This is a genomic window from Sphingobium indicum B90A (assembly GCF_000264945.2).
GTDB lineage: Bacteria > Pseudomonadota > Alphaproteobacteria > Sphingomonadales > Sphingomonadaceae > Sphingobium > Sphingobium indicum.
Genome location: NZ_CP013070.1, coordinates 2,602,566 through 2,626,771, shown reverse-complemented (window position 1 = coordinate 2,626,771; position 24,206 = coordinate 2,602,566). Strand labels below are relative to the sequence as shown.

Sequence of the window (24,206 nt, the reverse complement as noted above, 5' to 3'; positions counted from 1 at the left end):
TTCAGCTCCAGCTCGCCATCGGCGGCAGGCTCATCAGGATCGCGTCGACATTGCCGCCGGTCTTCAGCCCGAACAGCGTGCCGCGATCATGCACCAGGTTGAATTCGGCATAGCGGCCGCGCCATTCCAGCATGCGGCGATAGTCGTCCTCCGACCAGCTTTCCCCCATGCGCCGCCGGACGATGGGCGGGAAGGCCCGAAGGAACGCCTCGCCCACGTCCCGCGTGAAGGCGAAGCCGGCGTCGAAATCGCCCTCCAGATGATCGTAGAAAATTCCGCCGACGCCGCGATGCACGCCGCGATGGGGTATGAAGAAATAGTCGTCCGCCCATGCCTTGAACCGGGGATAATAGTCCGCGTCATGGGCGTCGCAGGCCGCTTTCAGCGCGGCATGGAAATGCGCCGTGTCCTCGTCGCGGGGCAGCGGCGGGTTCAGGTCCGCGCCGCCGCCGAACCAGCGTTTCGACGTCACCAGATAGCGGGTGTTCATGTGCACGGCGGGCACATGGGGGTTGGCCATATGCGCGACCAGGCTGATGCCGGTGGCGAAGAAGCTGGGGTCTTCGCTCGCGCCATGGATGGTCTTGGCGAATTCGGGCGAGAAGGCGCCGCCCACGGTCGAGACGTTGACGCCCACCTTCTCGAACACCTTGCCCTTCATCACGCCGCGCACGCCGCCGCCGCCTTCGCCGGGCGCCAGGCCCGGCGCCTCGCGGTCCCAGGCGATATAGTCGAAGCGGGCGTTCGACCCCGCCTCCCGCTCGATCGCCTCGAACTCGGCGCAGATGCGGTCGCGAAGCGATTCGAACCAGGTGCGGGCGGCCTGCTGTTGCGGGTCCAGGGTCAGGGTCATTGCGGGAAACTTCCAGTCTGGCGAAGGGCCTCTGCTACCGCGATGCCCGTGGAAACGGCGATGTTCAAGGATCGAAATCCCGGCGCCATCGGAATGCGCACGCGCACGTCCGCCAGATCGCGGACGGCATTGGGCACGCCCGCGCTTTCCGACCCCATCAGCAGAATGTCGTCGGCGCGGAATTCCACATCGGGCAGGCGCTGCGAGGCGTGGCTGCTCATCAGCATCAGCCGCCGGCCTTCGGCCCTGCGGCGGGCGTCGAACGCCTCGAAATTGGCGTGGCGGGTCACATCGGCCGATGCCCCATAATCCATCGCCGCCCGTTTCAGCTTCGCGTCGGAAAAGGCGAATCCCGTCGGCATGATGATGTCCACGGGCACGGAAAAGCAGGCGGCAAGGCGCAGGATCGCGCCCACATTGCCGGCGATTTCGGGTTGATAAAGGGCGATACGCATGCCCCGCGCCATAGAACAGCGCGGTTAATTCTCCTAGCCTGTCTAAAAGGCTTGGCAAATGGCGCATCCTACGGTTATCAGGCCTGCAAATCGCGCCCGGGGGAAAGGCGCGCCCTTCTGCTTGGGCGCCGCGGCTCTCCCGATACCATAGCCATAAATGGGCAATGCGGCGGGGTCAGGGACGTTCTTGCAAGGGTTGAAGTGCATGGCGATCGTTGAACATGTGGAGAGTGAGGGGGCAGCCGTCTCCGGTGGAGGCGGCGGCGACGGCGTGCGTCGTCGCGATTTCATCAACATCGCCGCGGTGAGCTTTGCCGGCGTGGGGGCGGTCGCGGTGGTCATACCGCTGGTCGACCAGATGAACCCCAGCGCCGACGTGCTGGCGCTGGCCTCGACGGAGGTCGACCTGTCCTCCATCCAGCCGGGCCAGGCGATCAAGACCACCTTCCGGTCGCAGCCGCTGTTCGTCCGGCACCTGACCGACAAGGAAATAGCCGAGGCCGACAAGGTCGACGCGTCCAGCCTGCGCGATCCGCAGACGCTGGAGGAGCGCACGGTCGACGGCAAGAAGCAGTGGCTGGTGACCATGGGCGTCTGCACCCATCTGGGCTGCGTGCCGCTGGGCGCGGGCGAGGGTGAGAACAAGGGCGAATATGGCGGCTATTTCTGCCCCTGCCACGGGTCTTCCTACGACACTGCCGCCCGCATCCGTAAGGGCCCCGCGCCCAAGAACCTGGAAGTGCCGAAGTTCAGCTTCACTTCCGACACCGCCATTCTCGTGGGTTGAGGGGGACTGTCATGAGCTTTCCATGGGCTGAACATTATACTCCCAAGCATCCCGCGATGCAGTGGATCGACGAGAAGCTGCCTTTGCCGCGCCTCGTCTACAATGCCGTGGGCGCCGGTTATCCGGTGCCGCGCAACCTCAACTATTTCTGGAACTTCGGCGTCCTGGCCGGGCTGGCGCTGGTGATCCAGATCGTCACCGGCGTGATCATGGCGATGCATTACGGCGCCAACACGCTGGTCGCCTTCGGCACCGTCGAACAGACGATGCGCGACGTGAACGCGGGCTGGCTGATGCGCTATGCCCATGCCAACGGCGCCAGCTTCTTCTTCATCGTCGTCTATCTGCACATCTTCCGCGGCCTGTTCTTCGGTTCCTACAAGGCGCCGCGCGAGATGGTATGGCTGCTCGGCCTCGTCATCTTCCTGCTGATGATGGCGACCGCCTTCATGGGCTATGTGCTTCCCTGGGGGCAGATGAGCTATTGGGGCGCGAAGGTGATCACCGGCCTGTTCGGCGCGATCCCCGTGGTGGGCGAGCCGATCCAGACCTGGCTGCTGGGCGGTTTCGCCCCCGGCAACGCCTCGCTCAACCGCTTCTTCTCGCTGCACTTCCTGCTGCCCTTCGTGATCGCGGCCGTCGTGATCCTGCACATCTGGGCGCTGCATATTCCGGGTTCCTCCAACCCGACCGGCGTGGAAGTGAAGGGGCCGCAGGACACCGTGCCGTTCCACCCCTATTATACGGCGAAGGACGGTTTCGGGGCGGGCGTGTTCCTGATCCTGTTCGCGATCCCGCTGTTCTACGCGCCCAACTATCTGGGCCATCCGGACAATTATATCGAGGCGAACCCGCTCTCGACGCCCGCGCATATCGTGCCTGAATGGTATTTCTGGCCCTTCTACGCGATCCTGCGCGCCTTCACCGTCGACTTCTTCTTCGTGCCCGCGAAGCTGCTGGGCGTGCTGGCGATGTTCGCGTCGATCCTGCTGCTCTTCTTCCTGCCCTGGCTCGACACCTCTCCGGTGCGGTCGGGCAATTACCGGCCGACCTTCAGAAAGTTCTTCTGGATCCTCATCATCGACGTGCTGATCCTGGGCTATTGCGGCGGCGCGCCGGCGGAGGAGCCCTATGTGATGATCTCCCAGGTCGCGGCGGCTTATTATTTCGCCCATTTCCTGATCATCCTGCCGCTGATCTCGCGCTTTGAAAAGCCGCTGCCGCTGCCCAATTCGATCACGGAGGCGGTGCTTGGCCGCGACGTCATCGAAGGGGAGCGGGAGGCGCTTCCGGGCATGGGCAGCGATCCGCAGCCGTCGCACGCCGGTTAAGGGGGATAAGACTAATGATACGCATCGGCGCATTTCTTGTCGGCCTCTTCTTCGCGGGCTGGCTGCTGGTTTCCTTTCTGGTGGGCGCGGTGGCCTTCGTCACCGAGCCGCCGGCGAAGACGGTGGAGCATGAGTTCCACCTCAACCCCAAGCATGTGTCCTTCTCGTTCGACGGGCCTTTCGGCAAGTACGACCAGGCGCAGCTCCAGCGCGGTTTCCAGGTGTTCAAGGAAGTCTGCTCGGCCTGCCACAGCCTGAAGTTCGTCGCCTTCCGCGACCTCAAGGGCATTGGTTATAACGAGGCGGAGATCAAGGCGATCGCCAAGCAATGGGCGATCAAGACCCCCGACGTCGATCCGAAGACGGGCGAAATGTCGACCCGTGATCCGATCCCGGCGGATTATTTCCCCAAGCCCTTCGCGAACAATGTCGCGGCTGCGGCGGCGAACAACAATGCCATCCCGCCGGATCTGTCGCTGATGACCAAGGCCCGCCATCATGGCAGCGCCTATGTCTATTCGCTGCTGACGGGCTTCCAGGCGCAGCCGGCCGAGTTGCTGAAGGAATTTCCGGACGCCAAGACGCCGGAGGGCCTGCACTACAACCCCTATTTCCCCAACCTGAACCTCGCCATGGCGCCGCCGCTGACGGCCGATGGGCAGGTGACCTATGGCGACGGCACCAAGGCGACGGTGGATCAGATGTCGCAGGACGTCGCGGCCTTCCTGACCTGGACGGCCGAACCCAAGCTGGAAAACCGCCGCCGCGCGGGCCTGGCGACGATCTTCTTCCTGCTGATCGCGACGGGTCTGGCTTACATGGCCTACCAGAATATCTGGGCGGACAAGAAAAAGGCCGCCTGATCGGGGCCTGAAACGGAACATCGAAGGGGGCGCGGGAAACCGGGCCCCCTTTCCTTATGAGGGCGAAGATGAGCGCTGACAGCCTGGCGGCCCTGGTCCGCACGATCCCCGATTTCCCCAAGCCCGGCATCCAGTTCCGGGACATCACGACATTGCTGGCAGACGCCGCCGGACTCGCCGAACTGGTCGAACGGATGGCGGCGGCGGCGCGGCCGCTCGACCCGGCCTTCATCGCCGGGATCGAGGCGCGGGGCTTCATCTTGGGGGCGGCGCTGGCCCATGCGCTGGGGGTGGGCTTCGTGCCGGTGCGCAAGAAGGGGAAGCTGCCCGGCAAGACGGTGGGCATCGACTATGTGCTGGAATATGGCACCGATCGGCTGGAACTGCATGAAGGGCAGATTCCCGATGGAGCGCGGGTGGTGCTGGTCGACGACCTCATCGCGACCGGCGGAACCGCGCTGGCGGCGGCGCAACTGATCCGGGAGCAGGGCGCGACGGTGCTGATGGCGCTCTTTGCCATCGATCTTCCCGATCTGGGCGGCATGGCCGCGCTGGAAGCGGACGGCGTCGCATCGGCAGCGATCATCGCCTTTGAGGGGCATTGACCGGGTTCGGGTCAGCCACCTCGGATAAAGGGGGGTGAGGTCTCAACGGGGCCAATCCAGGACATTCCCCTCCCGCAGGCGGGAGGGGTTAGGGGTGGGCGCGACCCCGGACTTGATCCGGGGGAGCTTCCGGTTGGCCGCTGCAAAACAACGCGCATGTCGCGCCAGCCCACCCCCTAACCCCCTCCCGCCTGCGGGAGGGGGGAGGTCCGCTTCCTACCCATTGCACCCCAGGACGACGGCATCTCCTCAGCGCCCGAGCGCTCCCTCCAGCATATCCACCGCCTGGGCCAGACGCTCGTCCAGCAGCGCCAGCAACTGGGTCCACCCCAGCATGTCCGCCAGTTCGCCCGGTCCGTCCGAAATGCCGCGCAGGCCCATCACGGGAACGCCGAAGCGCTGGCAGGCGCGGACGACCGCGAAGCTCTCCATGTCGACCATGTCCGCGTCGATCGCGGCATAATCCTCCCCGCCGACGATGTTCGCCCCGGTCGACAGCCGGGCGGCGCGAAGTTCCAGCGGCACATGCAGCGCTATTTCGGCCGGGTGGTCGGAAAAGGGGGTCACGCCCTTCGGAAAGCCCAGGCGGGAAGCGTCCATGTCCCGCCAGGAGACGCTGGCGACCTGATAGACCTCCCCCAGGGTGCAGGTGCGCGATCCCGCCGACCCCAGCGAAACGACCAGGTCGGGCAGCGCGCCGTCCTGATCCAGCCGCTGGAGCGCGAGGCCGGTGTTGAGCGCCGCTTCTACCGGACCCACGCCGATCATCAGCGGATCGAAACGGGCCCTGAGATGAGGGCCATATTCGGCCTCTACCGCCATCACGAACAGAACCCGCTTGTCCGCGATCATTTCTCCCCGTGGCATGAAATCCCCCAGATCGGTCGATGTCAGGTCAAGGCAGGCGGGCGAGCAGCGCGCTCATCCCGTCATCGATGGTCAGCGCGGCCGTCCCTTCGATCAGCCAGCATTCGCCCCGGCGCCACGGTTCGCCGTCGATCGCGCCGGCGCCGGCCAGCGGGATGAACCAGGCCATCTTCTCTTCTATCCATTGCCGGCTTCCCGCCTCGCCCTGCACCAGGTCCAGGATGAAGGGCGCGTCGCCGCCCGCAACCAGCCTTTCCTCAGCCATGATCGGGACCACCCTGTCGGGCAGGGCGTAGGGGGCCGCCATGCTGACCGCCATCGCCTCCTCCAAATGCAGTTCGCGGGGCCGGCCATAATCGTAGAGGCGATAGGTCACGTCATTATTCTGCTGCACTTCCACCAGCGTCACGCCGCTGCCTATGGCATGAACCGTGCCGGCGGGAATATAATAGAAGCTGCCCGCGCGCACCGGCTTCCAGTCCATCAGTGCTTCGATGCTGCCGTCGAGGGCTGCGGCGCGCAGGGCGTCCGCCGTCAGGTCGCGGGTCAGGCCGATGCCCAGCCGCGCATCGGGTTCCGCATCCAATATGTACCAGCATTCCGACTTTCCGCCCGCCAGTCCGCGCTCCCGCGCCTGCGCATCATCGGGATGGACCTGCACCGACAATTTTTCGCTGGTGAAGATATATTTGACCAGCAGCGGCAATGGCCGGCCTGCGCCTCCTTCCGGCGGCGAGAACCAGATTTCCCCGATGCGACGGCCATCGGACGGCGCGACGGCCGACGGAATGTCGACGCGGCCCCAGGGCTTTTCGACGCTATGGGCAAGCAGGCGGGTCGTGGTCATGCGGTTCCTTATGAACGGTCGTTGCCGGCAGGCAAGAGCCTCGATCCGGAAAGGAGAGGAATATCGGGCAGGCGGTCGGCGAAAAGGGGCTGCGACATCGCCACGGCATCGTCCTTCCCGTCGGAATCGGAAACGGTCCGTATCGATCTTCCCGTCTGGAAGTTCGTTCTTCAGTTGCTATATGCAACCAATCTGTTCGACGAGGATCGGAACATGAAACGGCCGGTGCCCCATGAATGACGTGATCGGCACGCTCTGCCTGCGGATGTGGCCGCGGCTGGAGGGCGGGATGGCTGCCCTGATCCTGCCCGCTTTGGCGACGGCGGCGTTCCTGATGTTCTTCGCCACGGCCTATCGGTGGGTCGACGACCTGCTGGTCGCCGGCGTGATCGCCATGGTCGCGCCGATGATGGTGCTGCCGCTGCTGCTCCGGCGGAAGGGCGTCAGCTGACGCTCTCGCCCGCCAGCGCATCCATGGCCAGGGCGAGCGCACCAAGAGGGCCGGCCTGATCGCCCAGCAGCGGCGTGGTGACGATCCGGCCGATGCCGGCCTGGTCGACATGGGGCAGATAGCCGCCCAGCAGCGCGACGACCTTCCGGCGGACCTGCTCCAGCAGGTCGGCCCGACCCATGCCCACGCCGCCGCCGATCAGCACCTGCCGGGCCGAGGTGCCGAGCAGGATGGTGGCGACCAGATGGGCGATGTCGCTGGCGACATCGTCCCATCGCGGGTCGGCGGGATCGATCTCATGGCCCGGCATGCCGAAGCGCCGGGCGAGCGCCGGTCCGGACACCAGGCCCTCTATGCAGTCGCCATGAAAGGGGCAACAGCCCGCAAAGCCATCGCCCGGAGCGCGCGGGACGCGGATATGGCCGATTTCCGGATGCATGGCGCCGTGCACGGTATGGCCGTTGAACGCGAACCCTCCGCCCACGCCGGTTCCGATGGTGATATAGCACAGGCTGTCGGATGGCGCCTCCCCCCGCGCGCCCGCGCCCCAGCGCAGCTCCGCCAGGGCGGCCCCGTTGACGTCGGTGTCGATCATAGCGGGACAATCGAAGGGCGCGGTCAGCGTGCCGAATATGTCCGCGCCCGCCCAGCCGGGCTTGGGCGTCGGCAGCATGACGCCGAAATCGGGCGCGCGGCGATCGAGCCGAATCGGGCCGAAGCTGCCGATCCCGATCGCCGCGATCGGAGCCTGCGCATGCCAGCGTTCCAGCACCGCCACGACCCTGGAAAGCGTTTCCCGCGGCGTCGTGGTCGCTATCGTCTCCCGGTCGCAAACCGTCGTGCCGCGTGCGCGGAGAACCTGCACCTTGGTCCCGCCCAGTTCGATTCCCGCCAGCATCGGTTCAGCATCCGTCATCGCCGTCCAATCACAAGGCCGCACCCCGCAAGTTCCGCGCCCACCGTCATTTGCGGCCTTATTCGACATTTGTGCAAGGGGATGGCGGCTTTTCCATTGCCGGCCGCTGTCAGGGCGGGAAGAACAGGGCAGGGCGCGAAACGGCGCAAGCCGATGATAGGGAGATAATGGATCATGATCGGGCAAAAACCATGCTTCAATCCTTCCATGGTTGCCGTCCGATGAGGGGGACGTTGTTCCTCTGCGCGCTGCTGCTGGCGGCTCCCGCCTGGCCGCTCGCCGCACAGATGCCTGCCGATCCGCTGGCCTTCGTCGATCCCCTGATCGGCACCGGCCCCGAAGGCCACACTTTTCCCGGAGCCTCCGCGCCCTTCGGGATGGTCCAGCTTTCGCCCGACACCGATGCGACCTGCCAGATCCGCGAATGCTATGCCCATGCGGCGGGCTACAGCTATCATGATTCGACGATCCAGGGGTTCAGCCATACCCATTTCTCCGGCGCGGGCCATTCCGACCTGGGCGACATATTGGTGATGCCGCAGGCCGGAGCGGTCCGGCTCGATCCGGACGATCCCGAACGGCCGGGCTCCGGCTATCGCCAGCGCTTCTCGCACGACAGCGAGACGGCAAAGCCCGGCTATTACGCCGTGACGCTGGCCGACAGCGGCATCCGCGCCGAACTGACCGCGGGCGAGCGGGTGGGCATTCACCGCTATGCCTTTCCGGCCGGGCAGGAGGCGCATCTGCTGATCGACCTGCGCTCCTCTATCTACGATTATCCGGGCAAGATCCTCTGGTCCGGGCTGCACCTGCACCCGGACGGCACGCTGACCGGATTTCGCGAGACGCGGGGATGGGCGGCCGGCCGCAAGCTGTTCTTCGCCATGCGCTTTTCCGCGCCGCTGAAGGACCATGCCTTCATCGACCGGGATCAGGCGGTTCCCTATAAAGGCTTCCAGGCGCCGGGGCGGGGCAGCGACGCGCTGGCCGAGAAGCTGGGCAAGGCGCTGGAGGCAAGGCTCGACTTCGGCAGGCTCCATGGCCCGTTGGAGGTCCAGGTCGCGCTTTCAGGGGTGGACGAAAGCGGGGCTATCGCCAATCTCGATGCCGAAGGCGCGGGTTTCGACACCGTCAGGAGGAGAACCGAGGACGCATGGCGTCAGGCGCTCGGGCGGCTGAAGATGGATGCGCCGGAGCCGATGCTCAGGAATCTCTACACCGCGCTCTACCATACGCTGCTGGCGCCCAGCATCTGGAGCGACATCGACGGGCGCTATCGCGGGCCGGACGATCAGGTTCATGTGGCGAAGGACTTTACCTTCCGCTCCACCTTCTCGCTATGGGATACGTTCCGGGCCGAACATCCCTTGCTGACGCTGGTCCAGCCGGAAAGGACGACCTCCGACGTCGTCAACTCGCTGATCGCCAGCCGGGAACACAGCCCGCACGGAATATTGCCGGTCTGGCAGTTCGCCGGGCGGGAGACATGGACGATGATCGGCTATCATGCTGTGCCGGTGATCGCGGACGCCTATCTCAAGGGCATAAGGGGCTTCGACGCGGACAAGGCGCTGGCCGCCATGGTCGCCAGCGCGGACCATGCGCCCTATGGCGGGCTGGGCGACTATAGGAAGCTGGGCTATGTGCCCATCGACCGGGAGCCGGAGGCGGCATCGAAGACCGTCGAATATGCATTTGACGACTGGACCATAGCCCGCATGGCGCAGGCCATGGGGCGCGGCGACGTGGCCCAGCGCTTCCTGGCCCGTTCGGGCAACTGGCGCAACAGCTTCGACGCCAGCGCCGGCTGGCTGCGGGCGCGCAAGGCCGACGGCAGCTTCCGCACCCCGTTCGATCCGACCGCGATCAACTATGGTTCGGATTATACGGAGGGGAATGCGTGGCAATATAGCTGGTTCGTGCCGCAGGATCAGGCGGGGCTGTTCCGCCTGCTGGGCGGCGATGCCAGGGCGATCGCTAAGCTCGACGCCATGTTCGAATATGACATGTCGAAGCTCGACTACAGCCATGCCGAGGATATTGCCGGGCTGATCGGGCAATATATCCACGGCAACGAACCCAGCCATCATGTCGCCTATCTCTACGCTTATGCGGGCGCGCCCTGGCGGACGCAGGCGCGGCTCAAGCAGATCGTCGAGAGCCAGTACAAGCCGACGCCCGACGGGCTGTCGGGCAATGACGATCTGGGGCAGATGTCGGCCTGGCTGCTGTTCACGGCGCTGGGCTTCTATCCCGTCACGCCGGGGTCGAACCAATATGTCATCGGTCGCCCCTTCGTCCGCCGCGCGGTACTGACGCTTCCCAACGGCAAGCGCTTCACGGTGGAGGCGGAAAATCTGACCGACGCCAATGTTTATGTAGGTGCGGTCGAACTGAACGGACGGCCGCTGCGGCGGAGCTGGATCGCGGACGGGGAGATCCGCAAGGGCGGGACGTTGCGCTTCACCATGCAGGCAAAGCCGAACCGGAAATGGGGGAGGGGAGCAGGCGTACGGCCTTATTCGCTTTCCACTGTACCCATCGGCCGGTGACAGGCGTAGAGTTTCAACAACAGGAGGTTGAACGTGCGACCCCTGCGATGTCAAGGCAGTGGTGGATGGCGATTTTATCGTTTAAAATCAATCTGATGTCGAATCGGCTCGGCGCCCTTGCCCGGAATTTGCCCAATTCGCCCACAGTTGAATTTCCTTTCAGATTTCGCGGCATCTTGGACGGCTGCCTTAAACCCTCAGATAGTTGATGTTCGCATCTGTTTCTACCCTAAACGATAGCTGGAAAATGCTTGTACGGTTTAAGCCATTTTCTTTCTCATATTGTCCCAGGATGCTGGGGTGCCGGCAGTCATCTTGGTCGCATCACAAGCGGCGAAAGTCTCCGCTCCCTCGGGCCGCGTCGGGCAATGCCGACGGAGGGCTTTGTGTCGGCTCTACCATCTCCTCTGTTAGCCGAGCTTCTTGGTTACACTCCACGTGCCTGTAGCCAATGATGGAGTTCACAAGCTTCTTCTACACTATCGAAATGAACAAGTGATCCAGCGCACAGCACTGCACCTCGAGTGCAATATGCCTTGAGCGTTCCGGGATCATGAGAGATCATGATAAGGGTCGCGCGATCTCGTCTTGAGATCAAAGCTTCCTCTGATTTCGCGCGAAAGCGCTCATCGCCGGCACCGGTCACTTCATCCACAAGATAACATTCAAAGTCGACAGCAATACTAATTCCGAAAGCTAAACGCGCGCCCATTCCGGCAGAATATGTATGTACAGGCTGATAAAGATAGGGACCAAGTTGCGCAAAATCTTCTACGAATGATAGAAGTTCATGCTCATCGCGATTATAAATACGTGAAATGAATCGGGCGTTGTCTGCGCCGGTTAAGCTGGATTGAAAGCAGCTACTATATCCGATCGGCCACGACGTCGACATAGTCCTTGTTATCTTACCAGTTGTTGGCTGTTCGACTCCTGAAATTAAACGCATCAAAGTGGACTTGCCGGCTCCATTGGCGCCGCAGATTCCGATAGATTCTCCCTTTTCGATCGTAAAATTGAGATCTGCGAACACCAATTTATTGAAATTGCGCAGGTGGTACGTCTTGGATACGTTGTCGAAGCGGATCATACGAATACTCGGTGAATCATAGCGGGAAACCGGGGTGTGTTTAAATAGAACGTTGTCTGCGGGCGTGCAATGTGGCTAATAGCCGCGATGAACGGTCAGAATGTCCCGATCTGCGTTGATGCCAGAATGATTTACAGGAATGGCGGGACAGGTACGACCACCTATTCACAGGGTCTGGTTGCAGCCGCCGAGGCGATCGGGCGTCCTTTCTTTCTCCTTAGGGCGGATCACGAGGACGATGGACGGTCGCGGAAACTGCTGGGTTCGCTGACGACGGATCACGCGTTACGCGAACGCAAAATAGATCAGATGCGGGGAGAGTTGATTGGCCGAGACATTTTTCGGCGAGCTCACGTCCATTTCACGCTCCGACGCCGCTTTCTGTCTTTGAAACCACCGCGGTCGTTCGGTATCATGCACTGGACCTACCCAGTGCCGATACGCATGGCGGGCTGGATCAACATTTACACCGTACATGATATTATACCGCTAACCCAGCCCCATCTTTCGCCTATAAGCTATCAACGTCACTGGGCCGTGATGAGTGAGTTGCGGCAATATGCAGACCGGATTGTGACCGTTTCCGAGGCTGCCCGGTCCGACATTATCTCGCTGCTTCAATTGGACAGTGCTTTGGTCATAAACTGTGGCCAGGCGGTGCTTGGCTCGTTGAACGATGCGCGGTCGAGGCCGCCATTGGACTTGGACGTGGATGGGTATTTCGTCTTCTGTGGTGCCATCGAGCCGCGTAAAAATCTTGCCTGTCTCATAAAAGCCCATGCCCTAAGCGGAGTTGAGAGGCCGCTGGTCATTGCCGGGCCTGACGGTTGGCGTTCTGAAGAGATCAACAGGCTGATCGATTGCACGCCGAATGTGATACGGTTGGGATATCTTGAGCGGGGTGAATTGCTCGCACTTATCCGTTATGCTCGAGGCTTACTCTTCCCTTCGCTCGCCGAAGGGTTCGGGCTTCCTGTGGCGGAAGCGATGCGGTTAGGAACGCCGGTCCTGACCAGTTCTGTAGGGGCGCTCGCCGAGGTTGCGGGCAACGCTGCGCTCTTGGTGGAGCCTTCAGATGTCGATGCGATAGCATCTGGTATCCGGTTGCTCGCTTCTGATGAGGCGCTAGTCGCTGATCTCTCGGCGCGGGGGCGAATCCATGCTGAGCTTTTTTTGTTGCCCCGCTTCGCAACGCAACTTGCTACTATTTACGAAGAGGCACTTGCTACCTATAGCGAGCCTGCTGTGCTGCTACAGCGAATGCAATAATCGGTTGGAATAGTGTGTGAACGGGTTTGCAAATTTCCAATGCGAGATGAATCCGTTTGAATTGGCTCCGTCGCACGCTAGCCGGATCGGAGGTTTGGGTGGCGCACTGCCCGCTCCGGAGAACGGATATGCCTTCCGAACTAAGCCCCTGTTCGTTCCGGCTGGCGAGGTCGGCGTAACTTTGACCTTTGAGGGGCTGCAGGCGAGTAAGGGGGTGCTGCTTATCGAGATCAGCGGTGGGGAAGAGGGCGCGCGGCGTCAGTTGCAACTTCGAACAGTCTCTCTGGTTGATCTTGCCGCAGCGGGTGGGGTTGAGCACATCGCTTTGATGAACGGCCATGGCGATGCCTATGTGGTTGCTGGGCATATTTACGACGATACAGATGCAATCGCGGAAAGCCTTTCTGTGCGGATCGTTGTGAATGCCCTGCCGGCCACAATTCAGACAGCTGGCGCTCTGAATACCATGGCACGGGTGCCGCGCTTGGCTGGGTTGGACCTTCCCAGCTTTGAGCACCCGACTTCGCAAACTTGGTCAAAGGAGCAAATGGGTGACCCTGCCTTTCAGTCAGCTTGTAATATCTTCGGCTTGGAAGTGGACGCCGCTTCATGGTCGGCTGCCTACGTATTTCAAGCAATCCGCTACCTTCTTGGAAACCTGTCCGGACTGAAAGGCTTTGGAGCAGGCCTCCATGCGGAGATCATTTCTGGCGGGTTTGGTGCCGAACAAGCGGAGGTGGTCGGCCATCCGAGCCTTGATCCAGCCCATTGGCCTCCGGCGAAGAATTTCGATTTCGCTTGGTTGATTTTCGAGGTGCCGATAATACACGCAGGCCATCTGTTCTGGATGATAAATCTGCTCCTTGACAGGCTGAGGCCTGGCGGTGTGCTAGCCGTAGCCTTCACTTTCGAGCACGGCAGGATGCCGCGTGAGCAGTGTGAAGTCTTGACTCGAGGAGATGTTGAGGTCTTTGCATTAAGGCTGCTTGGGCAAGGGCATAGCGTAGCTCAATTGAAGTTCCGTGCGGGCAATCAACCGCTTCCTGTTGGCACACGCACACCATTTGGCCTAATGGCCCAACGCGCAGCATGACCCATTGGCGGAATGTCTGGTAAATGTTCGAACAAGCGGTAGGGCATTAGGACATTGCGGTAGTTATCACGGTCGCCAGTCTTTCAGGCGGGAAACAAGATAGTTCGAAGGACGATTACTCGAAATGATAGTGCTTGGTATCGGACGTGGCGGTGCTCTTCTGGCAGCTGTTGGATTGAGTGTATTGACGGCTGGTTGTGCCGGTTTGCCGTCGAGCGGTCCCACAGCTCAGCGTATTTTGTCGCAGGCTGCGCCAGATAAAGGGCCGGTCCAGTTTAATGTCGTTTCCTTAGACCAAGCCAGTGTCGATGCACTCAACGGCTCGGGAGGCCCGGCTCCTTCAAATTTGTCACGACTAAACTCTCTGGATATACCGCTAAGTGGATTGATCGGGCCAGGGGATACGCTGCACATTAATCTTTTTGAAGTTGGCGTTTCGCTCTTCTCAGGTTCACGCGCCACCGCGACGGCAGCCGACTCTTTTGATGCATCCGCCCATGGTCAAGAGTTTCCACCACTTACAGTTGACGCCGATGGCAACATTCGGCTGCCATTTGCTGGACTAATCCGCGTCGGCGGAATGACGCCCGAACAGGTGGCGCAGGCGGTTGAGCAGCAGTTCGTCCGCAAGTCGCAATATCCACAGGCGGTGGTTACGATCGAGAAGTCGATTTTCAGTTCTGTTGTCATTTCTGGTGACGTGCGCAAACCTGGGCGAATCAGTCTGACGTCTGCCAAAGAAAGGCTGGTCGATGTCATCGCTGCCGCCGGGGGCACAGAGTTGCCTATAGATGATGTGATTGTGCGGATGGCTCGAGGCAATGCTCGTGCCGAACAGAGGTTAGGGGGCATAGTACCTGGATCGATTGACGATCTCGTGCTTAATCCTGGCGACCGCATTGAAGTTATCCGTGCACCGAGAACCTTCACCGTGTTTGGGGCTTCGAGCAAGGTTTCGGAGGTGCCCTTTGAGAGCGCGCATCTGTCGCTTGCTGAGGCGATAGCCCGGGCCGGCGGGCCAAATGATGCATTTGCTGATCCTACTGCCATTTTCCTGTTCAGATTAAACGCACCAGCGGGAGTGAACGGGAGTCCTAATATTTATCGGATCAACATGCTTGACCCTCGGACTTACTTTCTCGCTCAGAAAGTCATGATGCAGGACGACGATTTGATCTATATGGCGAGTGCGCGGTCGAACCAGGCCAGCAAGTTCGTTGCTATCATCAATCAACTTTTCAGCCCTGCGGTGGCGGTCCGGGCAGTGACGAACTGACTGGTGCGCTATCGTAACCTTACGCATATTATTGGGCGTATGTGACGCGCTCTAGTTCAGGGGTAAATTACTAGATGGTCGTTGCAGACTTCGCTTTCTTTCCGATCCAACTGCGTCCAGAAATGGGCCGACAGTCGCTCTATATGTGCGCGCCTTTTCCTACCCCCGTCGAAGATGGCCTGCTCATTGAAGGCAATGAGGTTTTGACTGTCGATGGCGTGATGACCTCGCTTTATGACCGCGAAGTGCTGGCCCTCGTGGGCGGTGAGCGCCTTGCGCTCCGCGTGAAGGTGCAAGGTGCATGCCGTATTTCTTTAGTCCATCGGAGGGCTGATGGGCAGGAGGCCGTCTATGGTTCCGCCATATCGTCCAGGGCCATTCGGGCTGGAAAAGGCGACGGCAGCGAAGGAGAAATCCAGACCTTCGATTTGGATTTCCAATTGATGAGTTCCGAGCAAAGCTTCGGGCGCTGGTTCTTCCGGGTAGAGCCGCTGCGATCAGATGTGAAAGTGCTCAGCGCAACATGGCTAGTTCGGAGCGCCGAGGTAAACCAGATTATCCCCGCTTTTGTTATCTGTACTTACAAGCGCGAACGTCAGGTTGTTGCTAACGTAGAATTGTTGACTGAAGCGCTCAATCCAGCACCGCCGTCGTTACGTACAGAAGCGCCTTGGCTGCTTCAGCACCTAGGTCTCGTGCAGAAAATAGATCGTGGGTCCGCAGCGGAAACGTCCGATCAGGTTGACATGGACGATTATAGTATCCTGGTCGTCGACAATGCACAGACCCTGCCAGAAACGACGTTCTCGTCACCTCATGTACGCCTCATCAAGCAGCGTAACGTTGGTGGTGCGGGAGGGTTTGGGCGTGGCATCTACGAGGCTCTCGAGGCAGGCTGTTTCACGCATATCATATTGCTTGATGACGATGCCGACATCGATCATATTTCGATCTTGCGGATGCTGAACCTATTACGGCTGAATAGCGATCCCGACATTTTCATTGGCGGCTTACAGTTCGACACCTATAGTTCCTGTCAACTCGCAGACGCCGGTGCATATTGGACGCCTGAGCGATTTGAGCGTCCTATAGGCCGGCTGGCGCCTAGTGACATGGGGACACTCGAGGGACGGGACGGCCTTGCCCGCAGCTATAATTCCAATTTCAACGGTTGGTGGCTGTTTGGCGGTGCCGTTGAAGGTTTCAAGAAATTTGGTATGCCTCTGCCTTGCTTCGTACATCTCGATGATGTGGAATTCGGCGCGCGCGTGCAATTGAACGGCGGCCGAACCGTTACCGTTCCGGGAATCGCTGTGTGGCATGAGCCATATTATGCCAAGGTCGAGGGCTGGTTCGCCTACTACAACATTCGTAATGAGCTAATCCGTCTTTCCGCACAAGCGCCGATGGCGCTGGCCCAAGTTTCTGGCCTTCCGGTTTCGGTTATGGCGAAGCGATCAAGCAGGCGCGTTGCTTCAGCTTCAAAGCAATTACGCAGTCGCTTCCGTGACTTTGTAAACTCCTACCAATATGGCTCGGCAATGCTGCTGGCCAAGGCAATTGAGGATTTTATCTCCGGACCTGCTGTGCTTCTGGATCGAGACGCAGAAGCACTGCACATGGATGTGATGGAAGCTTATAAAGAATCGAACGGCAACTATCGAACAAGCAGAACATTGCCGCCTGGCTTCATTCCAGAAGCACCTTCGCGAGGCCGAAAGCTGTATCGGATTGCGCAAATCTATTCACGCAACGGTAACCGATCGCTTATCCCGGGTGGTCGCGCTAAAGCCAACCGGGTGACGATGTTCCAGAACAGGCGTGACATCAACTGGAAATTCATGCGAGCGAGGCAGGCTTGGGGCTACCCTGATCCGGGTTCTTCGACATATCACATCTACAAGTTCGATCGTGAAGCCTATGCTGCGGTCAACGCCCGTTTCGGCCAAGCTATCAAAAAATTCGATGCCCATGCGCGCGAGGCGCAGGCAAATTGGTTTAATGCTTACCCGGAAATGACGTCACATGAGTTCTGGCGCAAGCTCGTAAAGACCTTTTGAGGATCAACGCATTGTCGCGATCGCGTCCCTTGCATATCCTCCAAAAACTTAGCTGTACGAGCAGGACCGAGGCTGGCACCATTTGCGCAGGTGATCTTCGCTTCAATGGCGAGGCTTTGGAGGGTTTGGCCGGCCAAAATGTGACTTTCGACGGGATTTTTGGCGCTTTCTTTGAGGGGTACTGGGCGCGCTACACGAGTATCGACGATCTCGCCCTTGTCCTGGATTTGGCCGGTCGGGTTGAAATCACAGTCGATCGTATTTCGTCGTCAAGTAGGCAGGCGGATCGGATCATCCATGTCGCATTGCAGGGAGGCGGCGAACGCCTGGTAGTTCCCGTGCCAATGGCTGCTGTTGGGGAGACGCGCCTGGTTCTTAGTGTAACGTTGATTGAGGATAGCAGAATCGCGACGCTTGCGTGGGCAACCCGAGCATCGCCCGCTCGCTCGGTTGGGCTCACTGCAGTTATCTGTACTTTCAACCGGGAAGCGGACGTCGCTGCAACACTGGGGGAGCTTCTCACGGGTAGCAACGGTTTGTATCGCATCCTCGTTATCAATCAGGGTGAGACGGGCTTAGCTTCTCGCTTGGAACACCTCCGTGGTGCTCAGGCAGCGGAAATTCTCTATATTGTCGACCAGCCCAATCTTGGCGGTGCAGGTGGTTTTGGTCGAGGGATGCTCGAGAGTCTTTCGGACGAACATTGCAGCCACCTTCTCCTGATGGATGACGATATTGATCTTGATGCCGGTATAATCACCCGGCTGATCACTGTGCTGTCCTATTTGAAATCCGACTACGCGGTCGGGGGCGCTATGCTGGATCGCAACAGTCGTAATAAATTGTTCTCTGTTGGCGACGTTTTGGATAGTAGAAAGCCAGAAATTCGAAACCTCGTCGATCCCGAAGCTAACGATATAACGCAAGAAGCTACCAGTCGCTACCTTGCTATGCATCACCGCCCGGACTTCAATGGATGGTGGTTCTTCGCGGTCTCAAAATACCAAGTAATCCGTTTGGGTCTGCCGCTGCCTCTGTTCATCCGGGGCGATGATGTCGAGTATGGCTACCGCCTCACTGTCAACGGTACGCGGACGCTTGCGTGGCCGGGATTAGCCGTCTGGCATGAGCCTTTCCATGCAAAGCGACAGCCATGGCATTATTTTTATGATCGCCGCAACTCGCTGTTTTTATGTGAAGCGCATGGTCGACTTGGTCGTTTTCGTCTTTTCCGAGCTCTGCTGATCGGTTTTCTCAATCATCTGCTTCGCTTTGACTATGATCGGGCTAGCTGTGTCTTGCTGGGTTTGCGAGCATTCAACGACGGATTGGAGAATTTGAAACGTTGGAATGGTGGAGATCACATTCGTCTTGCCAAGGCGTTTAGTTCAAAGGAACAGCCCCGGGCAAAGAAACCCGAGTTCGGCCCTGTCTCGGTATCCCGCACACCTACGCTCCTGTTGTTCGCTGGACGTCTTGTGAAAGATCTGTTGCGACCTACCGCGTTGAAAGGGCCAGCGACCATCATATCTTCTCAACATTGGCGTCCCGCCGTGCAACACCGACCTTCTCCCGTAAGTGTTTATTATGAGGACAGTGGTACGACCGTAGAGTTCTCCCATGACCGAGACCGTACTCGAACATGCACTAAGGAATTTATTCGTGAGATAATGCGTTTTATGGTCCGTCCTTGGCGCCCCGCGTCGCTGAAGGAGCTTACCCATCAAGACTTCTGGTCCAGTTACACCTCTTAGCTTCTCGATATTTTCGGAGACTAGTATGACGCTTACTCATCAACCCGCGCTTGCGGATGCTCTCGGCACGGCTGATGTCGTGATCGTTGGTTGTGGTTTCTATGGTGCCACGGTCGCTGAACGGTGTGCCAATGAACTGGGTAAGAAAGTGGTCATTCTTGAACGGCGCGATCACATTGCTGGGAATGCCTATACCGAGGATGACCAAGAAACAGGAATTGAGGTGCACCGTTATGGGGCGCATCTTTTTCATACCTCCAATATAGAGGTTTGGAACTACGTTAACAGGTTCGCACATTTTACCAATTATAGCCATCGGGTATTCACTCGTCATCGGAACAATATCTACTCGATGCCGATGAATCTTGCGACCTTGTGCCAGTTCTTTGGCAAAGCCTTCACACCCGACGAGGCAAAGGCGCTGATAGCTGAGCAGGCCGGTGAACTCGCTGGACGCCGGCCCACAAATCTTGAAGAAAAGGCGATTTCCCTCATCGGGCGCCCACTCTATGAGGCCTTCATCCGAGGTTACACCGCTAAACAGTGGCAGACTGATCCGCGGGATCTGCCGGAACACATCATCACTCGGCTTCCAGTGCGGTACAACTTCGACTCGCGGTACTTCTCCGATAAATTTGAAGGTCTGCCAGAGAAGGGATATACTGCTTTATTTGAAAATATGCTGGACCATGATAACATAGAGGTGTTCTGTGGAGTAGATTTTTTTGACGTTCGCGGCCTGATTCAGAAATCCGTGCCTATTCTATATACTGGACCTATCGACCGTTACTTCGATTATTCAGAGGGAGCATTGGGATGGCGAACGGTTGATTTCGAGAAGCAGGTTCTGAACGTCCAGGATTTCCAAGGAACGTCGGTCATGAACTACGCCGATGAGGAGGTGCCGTATACACGCATTCTGGAGTTTCGACACTTTTACCCAGATCGCCCATATGCGGCTGATAAGACCGTAATTTTTAGAGAATACTCCCGTTTCGCTGGTGTGAGTGACGAGCCTTACTACCCTATCAACACAGCAAAAGACGATACCGTGTATGCGCGCTACAAGGTTCGCGCGAAGATGGAAGAACGAGTTATCTTTGGAGGCCGATTGGGCACATACCGTTATCTCGATATGCACCAAGCTATCGGCGCTGCGCTAAAGGCTTACGAGAGGCTGAAGTTGATGATGATTTGATCTTGATATCGGTCGTCCACTGTTAAGATCATCTGCAACGATGGGCTATGATTATGGCGCTAATTTCTCAAGAATATCTTCGGAATACTACTTGGTGTCTCTCACGTGCTGATGGCTTCATTTTAGCACCGGCGTTAAGGTTTAGGGATTTTGGCATCATAGGGGGCATCGTCTCAAAATGGGAACGAGTATGGGAGTTGCGAGATAACCGCGTCCTGCTTCAGGATATTTCTGGCGTCACTACTACTAGTTTTGAAGTGAAGGAGGAGGACGAGCAGGGTATAAGGGAATTGCGCGGCAATTCGCGCGTGGTTGGCAGCATTGAACATGTGCTTACGCGCGTAGAAATGCCATCGCTTGACGAGACGCCGGTTGGCAATCCCGACGATCTTTCCTCGATCGGTATCATCAAGAGTGGGCAGAAGGGAAGGCGCTCTAACCTAGTGGTCCTCAGGGCTGGAAACAGTTCGCTTCATCGGGAGTGGCCACGTTACCTGGCAGATGATGATCGCAATTGGGATCTGTGCATCAGCTGGTATGGCGCCGATCTGCCCAGTTCTGTTAAGGAATGCGAGTATTTCTTTCATCAGCGGCGCGACATGAAGTTTACAGCAATTGCTAATCTCTTCTTCAATCAGCCAGCATTGCTTGAATATGAGAACTTCTGGTTTCCTGACGACGATCTCGAGACGTCGTGGAAGGACATTAATAGATTATTCAATATCTTTCGTCGTTCGCGGCTTGATCTCGCGCAGCCCTCGTTATCTAGCAATTCAAATTCCTACGTGAACCATCAGGTCACGGCACAAAATCCTGAGTACTTCCTAAGGTATTGTGATTTTGTCGAGTTAATGTGCCCGATGCTGTCGCAGGAGCTTTTGCAGATTTGTTTGCCTGCTTTCAGAGGCACTAAACAGGCTTTTTGTCTCGATCACGTGTGGGGGGGATTGCAGGGGAGGGTGCCCGGACGCATCGCCATAATCGATGATGTTGTCGTCACACATACTCGCCCAATGGGCGTAAGCTACAGCGGTGAGCAGGCGATGGACGAAGGAAACAGGTTGGCTGCCCTGTATGGCATTGAGGGAAGCTTTGCTGTCGGCTCTGTTGCAAAGATTGGCGGCAGTCAGAGGTAGGCTGTCGCTCTGCGCCGATCAGGCGGCTGCTGCGAAATGGTGGTTGAGCATGCCCATGGCCTCCGTCAGCGCCGAGGGCCCAATGCCAAAAGCTCTCTCCACAAGGCGCACCTCGCCCCTGATGCCGGGCTGCAGGCACCAGGGGCGAGCCTGTCCTTTGCGCAGGGCTCGCATGACTTCGAATCCCTTGATCGTGGCATAGGCCGTGGGGATCGATTTGAAACCGCGCACCGGCTTGATCAGTATCTTGAGCTTTCCGTGATCGGCCTCGATCACGTTATTGAGATACTTCACCTGCCGGTGGGCCGTCTCCCGGTCCAGCTTTCCTTCGCGCTTCAATTCGGTGATCGCTGCACCATAGCTCGGCGCTTTGTCGGTATTGAGCGTGGCAGGCTTTTCCCAGTGCTTCAGGCCTCGCAGGGCCTTGCCCAGGAACCGCTTCGCTGCCTTGGCGCTGCGGGTCGGCGACAGGTAGAAATCGATCGTGTCGCCCCGCTTGTCGACTGCCCGGTACAGGTAGGTCCACTTGCCCCGCACCTTGACGTAGGTTTCATCCAGGCGCCAGCTCGGATCAAAGCCACGCCGCCAGAACCAGCGCAGCCGCTTCTCCATCTCCGGGGCGTAGCACTGGACCCAGCGATAGATCGTCGTATGGTCGACCGAAATGCCGCGTTCCGCCAGCATTTCCTCAAGGTCGCGATAGCTGATCGGATAGCGACAATACCAGCGCACCGCCCACAGGATCACATCACCCTGGAAATGGCGCCACTTGAAATCCGTCATCGTTCCGTCCGTCCAATCTCCGCCAAGCATGCTCAAGCTTCACGATTTTTGCAACAGAGCCCGGTCAGCGCGTGCTTGCTGCCAAAACGCGATGATGATGACGGGAGCCCCGATCAAACTTACCCAAGCGGACGCCGCAGACGTTGCAGACCTGTACAACCGTTGCAGCGACTATTTCCTGTTGCAGGACGGGGCCGCGCCCACGCTGGACGATGCTCGCGAGCTTTTCTCCGATGTGCCGCCCGAAAAGAGCGCCCACAATCAAGCTGTCCTGGGATGGAAGGGGCCTGGCGGCCTATATGCAATCGCGGCCATCCTCCGCGATTATCCGCGTGATGGCACATGGTATCTCGGCTTCATGATCGTAGATGCCGCACAGCGTGGTCGTGGCGTCGGACGCTCAATTTACTCGACGGTCGAAAGCTGGGCCGCTGCGAGAGGTGCCACAGAGATTCGGTTGGCCGTGCTGGAAGCGAATGAAGCGGCAGAGCGATTTTGGCGTTCTCTCGGCTTCATTGAGTATCGGCGCGTTGGGCCAGACACCTTCAAAATGCGTAGCCATCGCCGGATAGAACTGAGCCGTCGCCTTTCTGGCGCGACCGTAGAAGGCAGCAACAAGTAAGATCTCGCGCCGGCTATCTGGGCGAGCTTGGCGTAGGATTCCGCCCCCTCCCGCAAACGCCCCCTTTCAGGGAAGGGGGCTTGAGATCGCCTTGATGGCCTTCAATCCCGTTCCAAAACGAGCGATCGCGTCCCTGTTTCTCTCCAGCTCGCCATAGGGCAGATAGGCGAAGTCGAGATCGGCAATACGGCTGAAAGCCGGGCGACGGAGTTGCGCGCGAACGTCCTGCTCGCGCGCATTCGGTGCGACCAGGAATAGCCCGGCGGCAGCGTGCAGATCGCTCCCCGACAGCGCCAGATCGAGCATGCGCACGATCCCCGAGTAGATCGAGGTCGAATGTTCAACCTCGAACGCGGCGGCGACGCCGTCGCCACCCTTCGCCAGCCACAACACGTCGATGAGGCGGATCGAGTCCGCTCCGGGAGAGGTCGCAATGGCGTCTGGAAGGCGCTCGAGGCATCCCTGTCCAAGCGGGCAGCCAGCGTGAAGTCGACCGCGGTCATTGGCGGCGATCCACACATCGTAACCGAGGGCATGGCCGAGGTCGCGCAGCCAGGCCTGGATTTCGGCGTGCGTGCGATCGGTTTCGCCCTGCGCGGCGGCTGTCTTGTCGAGCCGGCTTGCCTCCGCTCTGGCATGTTCCAATCTGCCGAGCCAGTCGTCGGCCGCCGTTGCGTCATCCTCCAGCGGTGGCGCGGGATAGCGGCCCGAGCCAATGTCGAACAACAGTCCGCCGATCGCGCCGAGATCGTTGGAGAGCAACTCGCGGTAACGGTCGTTGAGGTCGAGGATGCCGGCGCGCATGGCGAGAAAATGATCCCATGACCCGAGCTTCACCTTGGCGCCGGTGACGGCATTGTAGCCCTTGACGATCGCGGTATTGAAGGGCGGCACCAGCGTCGGGTGAAGGAAATAGAGCAGGTTGGCCGCCGCCGGCCCCAGCCCCTTGATCTTGAGCGCGTCTATGCTGCGGATGTGGCTGATGATCTCCTCGGCGGTATCGCAGCACGAGCAATTGTCGAGCAGGCGACCGAACGCCCGCTGGTTGTCCGGGCTTTCGTAGATGTCTGGAATGCGCAGCTTGGGCTTCCACAGCCAGGCATGGTCGGCGCCCTTGAAGATCTGCCGCTGTTCGGCGATCGAGTGGACAACCGTTTCCAGTGACGAGCCGCGATAGGCGACGCCGAACCGCCCACTTTCGATTTCTGCGACCACCTGCTGCAGCCCGCGACGGATGGAGCGGAAGTTTTTCAGCCGTTCGTCCCACAGAAACCAGGAGCGATAGGTGGCGCCGGGATCGTCTCGCCAACGACGGACAAGCTCGCTCACGAGATCATGATGTGTCGCGGGTAACAAGGTCATACTGGCTGGGTCATCTAAACTGGGCTCCTTGCCGTT

23 protein-coding genes are annotated in these 24,206 nt (G+C 59.4%); 15 read left to right on the top strand and 8 right to left on the bottom strand.

Annotated elements, in window-relative coordinates; translation table 11 throughout:
• Position 1 precedes the first annotated feature (1 nt).
• Both hemF and SIDU_RS12710 read right to left on the bottom strand, forming a co-directional pair.
• On the bottom strand, positions 2-853 hold the full coding sequence (hemF, locus tag SIDU_RS12715) for an oxygen-dependent coproporphyrinogen oxidase (RefSeq protein WP_007682717.1): 852 nt from the start codon (positions 851-853) through the stop codon (positions 2-4).
• Entirely contained in the window at positions 850-1,320 is a 471-nt protein-coding gene (locus SIDU_RS12710; protein WP_007682716.1) for a tRNA (cytidine(34)-2'-O)-methyltransferase, read from the bottom strand. Before SIDU_RS12710 ends, hemF begins: the two co-directional genes overlap by 4 nt.
• Positions 1,321-1,513: 193 nt before the next feature.
• Here SIDU_RS12710 and petA point away from each other — a divergent pair, with 193 nt between their 5' ends.
• From petA to SIDU_RS12690, 4 genes are all read left to right on the top strand, one after another.
• A complete protein-coding gene (gene petA, locus SIDU_RS12705; protein ID WP_007682714.1) occupies positions 1,514-2,095 on the top strand; it encodes a ubiquinol-cytochrome c reductase iron-sulfur subunit in 582 nt (193 codons plus the stop codon).
• A gap of 11 nt (positions 2,096-2,106) precedes the next feature.
• A complete protein-coding gene (locus SIDU_RS12700) occupies positions 2,107-3,426 on the top strand; it encodes a cytochrome b (protein ID WP_025772843.1) in 1,320 nt (439 codons plus the stop codon).
• 14 nt (positions 3,427-3,440) lie between these two features.
• Positions 3,441-4,289 carry a cytochrome c1 gene (locus tag SIDU_RS12695; protein WP_007682710.1) on the top strand — a complete coding sequence of 283 codons (849 nt, stop codon included), beginning with the start codon at positions 3,441-3,443 and terminating at the stop codon, positions 4,287-4,289.
• 68 nt (positions 4,290-4,357) lie between these two features.
• Positions 4,358-4,894 (top strand): adenine phosphoribosyltransferase, encoded by a 537-nt coding sequence (locus tag SIDU_RS12690; protein ID WP_025160622.1) that lies wholly within the window; start codon positions 4,358-4,360, stop codon positions 4,892-4,894.
• 249 nt (positions 4,895-5,143) lie between these two features.
• On the opposite strand, the gene SIDU_RS12685 is transcribed toward SIDU_RS12690, so the two are convergent.
• Together SIDU_RS12685 and SIDU_RS12680 are read right to left on the bottom strand one after the other, a co-directional pair.
• Positions 5,144-5,746, bottom strand: a complete 603-nt coding sequence (locus SIDU_RS12685) for a 5'-methylthioadenosine/S-adenosylhomocysteine nucleosidase (protein WP_007682707.1) — start codon at positions 5,744-5,746, stop codon at positions 5,144-5,146.
• A gap of 43 nt (positions 5,747-5,789) precedes the next feature.
• Positions 5,790-6,608, bottom strand: coding sequence for a class I mannose-6-phosphate isomerase (locus tag SIDU_RS12680; RefSeq protein ID WP_007682706.1), 819 nt, complete (start codon positions 6,606-6,608; stop codon positions 5,790-5,792).
• On the opposite strand from SIDU_RS12680, the gene SIDU_RS19375 reads away from it, so the two are divergent.
• Together SIDU_RS19375 and SIDU_RS12675 are read left to right on the top strand one after the other, a co-directional pair.
• Positions 6,582-6,848 carry a hypothetical protein gene (locus tag SIDU_RS19375; protein WP_129965429.1) on the top strand — a complete coding sequence of 89 codons (267 nt, stop codon included), beginning with the start codon at positions 6,582-6,584 and terminating at the stop codon, positions 6,846-6,848. The genes SIDU_RS12680 and SIDU_RS19375 overlap by 27 nt on opposite strands.
• Positions 6,841-7,059, top strand: a complete 219-nt coding sequence (locus SIDU_RS12675; protein WP_007682705.1) for a hypothetical protein — start codon at positions 6,841-6,843, stop codon at positions 7,057-7,059. Before SIDU_RS19375 ends, SIDU_RS12675 begins: the two co-directional genes overlap by 8 nt.
• Here the strand turns inward: SIDU_RS12675 and SIDU_RS12670 are convergent.
• On the bottom strand, positions 7,052-7,957 hold the full coding sequence (locus SIDU_RS12670; protein WP_007682704.1) for an ROK family protein: 906 nt from the start codon (positions 7,955-7,957) through the stop codon (positions 7,052-7,054). The two genes, SIDU_RS12675 and SIDU_RS12670, sit on opposite strands and share 8 nt — an antisense overlap.
• A 239-nt stretch (positions 7,958-8,196) precedes the next feature.
• Here SIDU_RS12670 and SIDU_RS12665 point away from each other — a divergent pair, with 239 nt between their 5' ends.
• Positions 8,197-10,527, top strand: coding sequence for a GH92 family glycosyl hydrolase (locus SIDU_RS12665; RefSeq protein ID WP_039979473.1), 2,331 nt, complete (start codon positions 8,197-8,199; stop codon positions 10,525-10,527).
• A gap of 427 nt (positions 10,528-10,954) precedes the next feature.
• Here SIDU_RS12665 and SIDU_RS12660 read toward each other — a convergent pair whose 3' ends face one another.
• Positions 10,955-11,617, bottom strand: a complete 663-nt coding sequence (locus tag SIDU_RS12660; protein WP_007682702.1) for an ABC transporter ATP-binding protein — start codon at positions 11,615-11,617, stop codon at positions 10,955-10,957.
• 87 nt (positions 11,618-11,704) lie between these two features.
• Between SIDU_RS12660 and SIDU_RS12655 the strand changes: the two genes are divergently transcribed.
• The 7 genes from SIDU_RS12655 to SIDU_RS12625 all read left to right on the top strand — a co-directional run bounded on the left by SIDU_RS12655 (position 11,705) and on the right by SIDU_RS12625 (position 21,403).
• Positions 11,705-12,886 carry a glycosyltransferase family 4 protein gene (locus SIDU_RS12655; protein WP_158514629.1) on the top strand — a complete coding sequence of 394 codons (1,182 nt, stop codon included), beginning with the start codon at positions 11,705-11,707 and terminating at the stop codon, positions 12,884-12,886.
• Between the two features lie 16 nt (positions 12,887-12,902).
• On the top strand, positions 12,903-13,979 hold the full coding sequence (locus tag SIDU_RS12650) for a hypothetical protein (RefSeq protein ID WP_144240404.1): 1,077 nt from the start codon (positions 12,903-12,905) through the stop codon (positions 13,977-13,979).
• Between the two features lie 124 nt (positions 13,980-14,103).
• On the top strand, positions 14,104-15,255 hold the full coding sequence (locus SIDU_RS12645; RefSeq protein ID WP_073507152.1) for a polysaccharide biosynthesis/export family protein: 1,152 nt from the start codon (positions 14,104-14,106) through the stop codon (positions 15,253-15,255).
• A gap of 74 nt (positions 15,256-15,329) precedes the next feature.
• Positions 15,330-17,315: a glycosyltransferase family 2 protein gene (locus SIDU_RS12640; RefSeq protein WP_007682698.1), complete on the top strand. Its 1,986-nt coding sequence runs from the start codon at positions 15,330-15,332 to the stop codon at positions 17,313-17,315.
• A 116-nt stretch (positions 17,316-17,431) separates the two neighbouring features.
• Positions 17,432-19,069: a glycosyltransferase gene (locus SIDU_RS12635; RefSeq protein ID WP_084677773.1), complete on the top strand. Its 1,638-nt coding sequence runs from the start codon at positions 17,432-17,434 to the stop codon at positions 19,067-19,069.
• Positions 19,070-19,094: 25 nt separating this feature from the next.
• The gene (glf, locus tag SIDU_RS12630; protein ID WP_025772837.1) at positions 19,095-20,267 is read left to right on the top strand and encodes a UDP-galactopyranose mutase; all 1,173 of its coding nucleotides are present in this window, start codon (positions 19,095-19,097) and stop codon (positions 20,265-20,267) included.
• A gap of 53 nt (positions 20,268-20,320) precedes the next feature.
• Positions 20,321-21,403: a hypothetical protein gene (locus tag SIDU_RS12625; protein WP_148663258.1), complete on the top strand. Its 1,083-nt coding sequence runs from the start codon at positions 20,321-20,323 to the stop codon at positions 21,401-21,403.
• Between the two features lie 18 nt (positions 21,404-21,421).
• Here SIDU_RS12625 and SIDU_RS12620 read toward each other — a convergent pair whose 3' ends face one another.
• A complete protein-coding gene (locus SIDU_RS12620; RefSeq protein WP_001389365.1) occupies positions 21,422-22,186 on the bottom strand; it encodes an IS6-like element IS6100 family transposase in 765 nt (254 codons plus the stop codon).
• A 91-nt stretch (positions 22,187-22,277) separates the two neighbouring features.
• On the opposite strand from SIDU_RS12620, the gene SIDU_RS12610 reads away from it, so the two are divergent.
• Complete coding sequence (locus tag SIDU_RS12610; protein WP_007686150.1) at positions 22,278-22,808, top strand: GNAT family N-acetyltransferase; 531 nt, start codon at positions 22,278-22,280, stop codon at positions 22,806-22,808.
• A 66-nt stretch (positions 22,809-22,874) separates the two neighbouring features.
• Here the strand turns inward: SIDU_RS12610 and SIDU_RS12605 are convergent, their stop codons facing one another.
• Positions 22,875-24,137, bottom strand: a complete 1,263-nt coding sequence (locus SIDU_RS12605; RefSeq protein ID WP_007683327.1) for a hypothetical protein — start codon at positions 24,135-24,137, stop codon at positions 22,875-22,877.
• Positions 24,138-24,206 lie beyond the last annotated feature (69 nt).

What these genes read in the sequence shown, in the direction of transcription:
- hemF (WP_007682717.1), bottom strand. Translation starts at nt 853, where the DNA reads ATGACCCTGACCCTGGACCCGCAACAGCAGGCCGCCCGCACCTGGTTC.
- SIDU_RS12710 (WP_007682716.1), bottom strand. Translation starts at nt 1,320, where the DNA reads ATGGCGCGGGGCATGCGTATCGCCCTTTATCAACCCGAAATCGCCGGC.
- petA (WP_007682714.1), top strand. Translation starts at nt 1,514, where the DNA reads ATGGCGATCGTTGAACATGTGGAGAGTGAGGGGGCAGCCGTCTCCGGT.
- SIDU_RS12700 (WP_025772843.1), top strand. Translation starts at nt 2,107, where the DNA reads ATGAGCTTTCCATGGGCTGAACATTATACTCCCAAGCATCCCGCGATG.
- SIDU_RS12695 (WP_007682710.1), top strand. Translation starts at nt 3,441, where the DNA reads ATGATACGCATCGGCGCATTTCTTGTCGGCCTCTTCTTCGCGGGCTGG.
- SIDU_RS12690 (WP_025160622.1), top strand. Translation starts at nt 4,358, where the DNA reads ATGAGCGCTGACAGCCTGGCGGCCCTGGTCCGCACGATCCCCGATTTC.
- SIDU_RS12685 (WP_007682707.1), bottom strand. Translation starts at nt 5,746, where the DNA reads ATGATCGCGGACAAGCGGGTTCTGTTCGTGATGGCGGTAGAGGCCGAA.
- SIDU_RS19375 (WP_129965429.1), top strand. Translation starts at nt 6,582, where the DNA reads ATGGGCAAGCAGGCGGGTCGTGGTCATGCGGTTCCTTATGAACGGTCG.
- SIDU_RS12680 (WP_007682706.1), bottom strand. Translation starts at nt 6,608, where the DNA reads ATGACCACGACCCGCCTGCTTGCCCATAGCGTCGAAAAGCCCTGGGGC.
- SIDU_RS12675 (WP_007682705.1), top strand. Translation starts at nt 6,841, where the DNA reads ATGAATGACGTGATCGGCACGCTCTGCCTGCGGATGTGGCCGCGGCTG.
- SIDU_RS12670 (WP_007682704.1), bottom strand. Translation starts at nt 7,957, where the DNA reads ATGCTGGCGGGAATCGAACTGGGCGGGACCAAGGTGCAGGTTCTCCGC.
- SIDU_RS12665 (WP_039979473.1), top strand. Translation starts at nt 8,197, where the DNA reads ATGAGGGGGACGTTGTTCCTCTGCGCGCTGCTGCTGGCGGCTCCCGCC.
- SIDU_RS12660 (WP_007682702.1), bottom strand. Translation starts at nt 11,617, where the DNA reads ATGATCCGCTTCGACAACGTATCCAAGACGTACCACCTGCGCAATTTC.
- SIDU_RS12655 (WP_158514629.1), top strand. Translation starts at nt 11,705, where the DNA reads ATGAACGGTCAGAATGTCCCGATCTGCGTTGATGCCAGAATGATTTAC.
- SIDU_RS12645 (WP_073507152.1), top strand. Translation starts at nt 14,104, where the DNA reads ATGATAGTGCTTGGTATCGGACGTGGCGGTGCTCTTCTGGCAGCTGTT.
- SIDU_RS12640 (WP_007682698.1), top strand. Translation starts at nt 15,330, where the DNA reads ATGGTCGTTGCAGACTTCGCTTTCTTTCCGATCCAACTGCGTCCAGAA.
- glf (WP_025772837.1), top strand. Translation starts at nt 19,095, where the DNA reads ATGACGCTTACTCATCAACCCGCGCTTGCGGATGCTCTCGGCACGGCT.
- SIDU_RS12625 (WP_148663258.1), top strand. Translation starts at nt 20,321, where the DNA reads ATGGCGCTAATTTCTCAAGAATATCTTCGGAATACTACTTGGTGTCTC.
- SIDU_RS12620 (WP_001389365.1), bottom strand. Translation starts at nt 22,186, where the DNA reads ATGACGGATTTCAAGTGGCGCCATTTCCAGGGTGATGTGATCCTGTGG.
- SIDU_RS12610 (WP_007686150.1), top strand. Translation starts at nt 22,278, where the DNA reads ATGATGATGACGGGAGCCCCGATCAAACTTACCCAAGCGGACGCCGCA.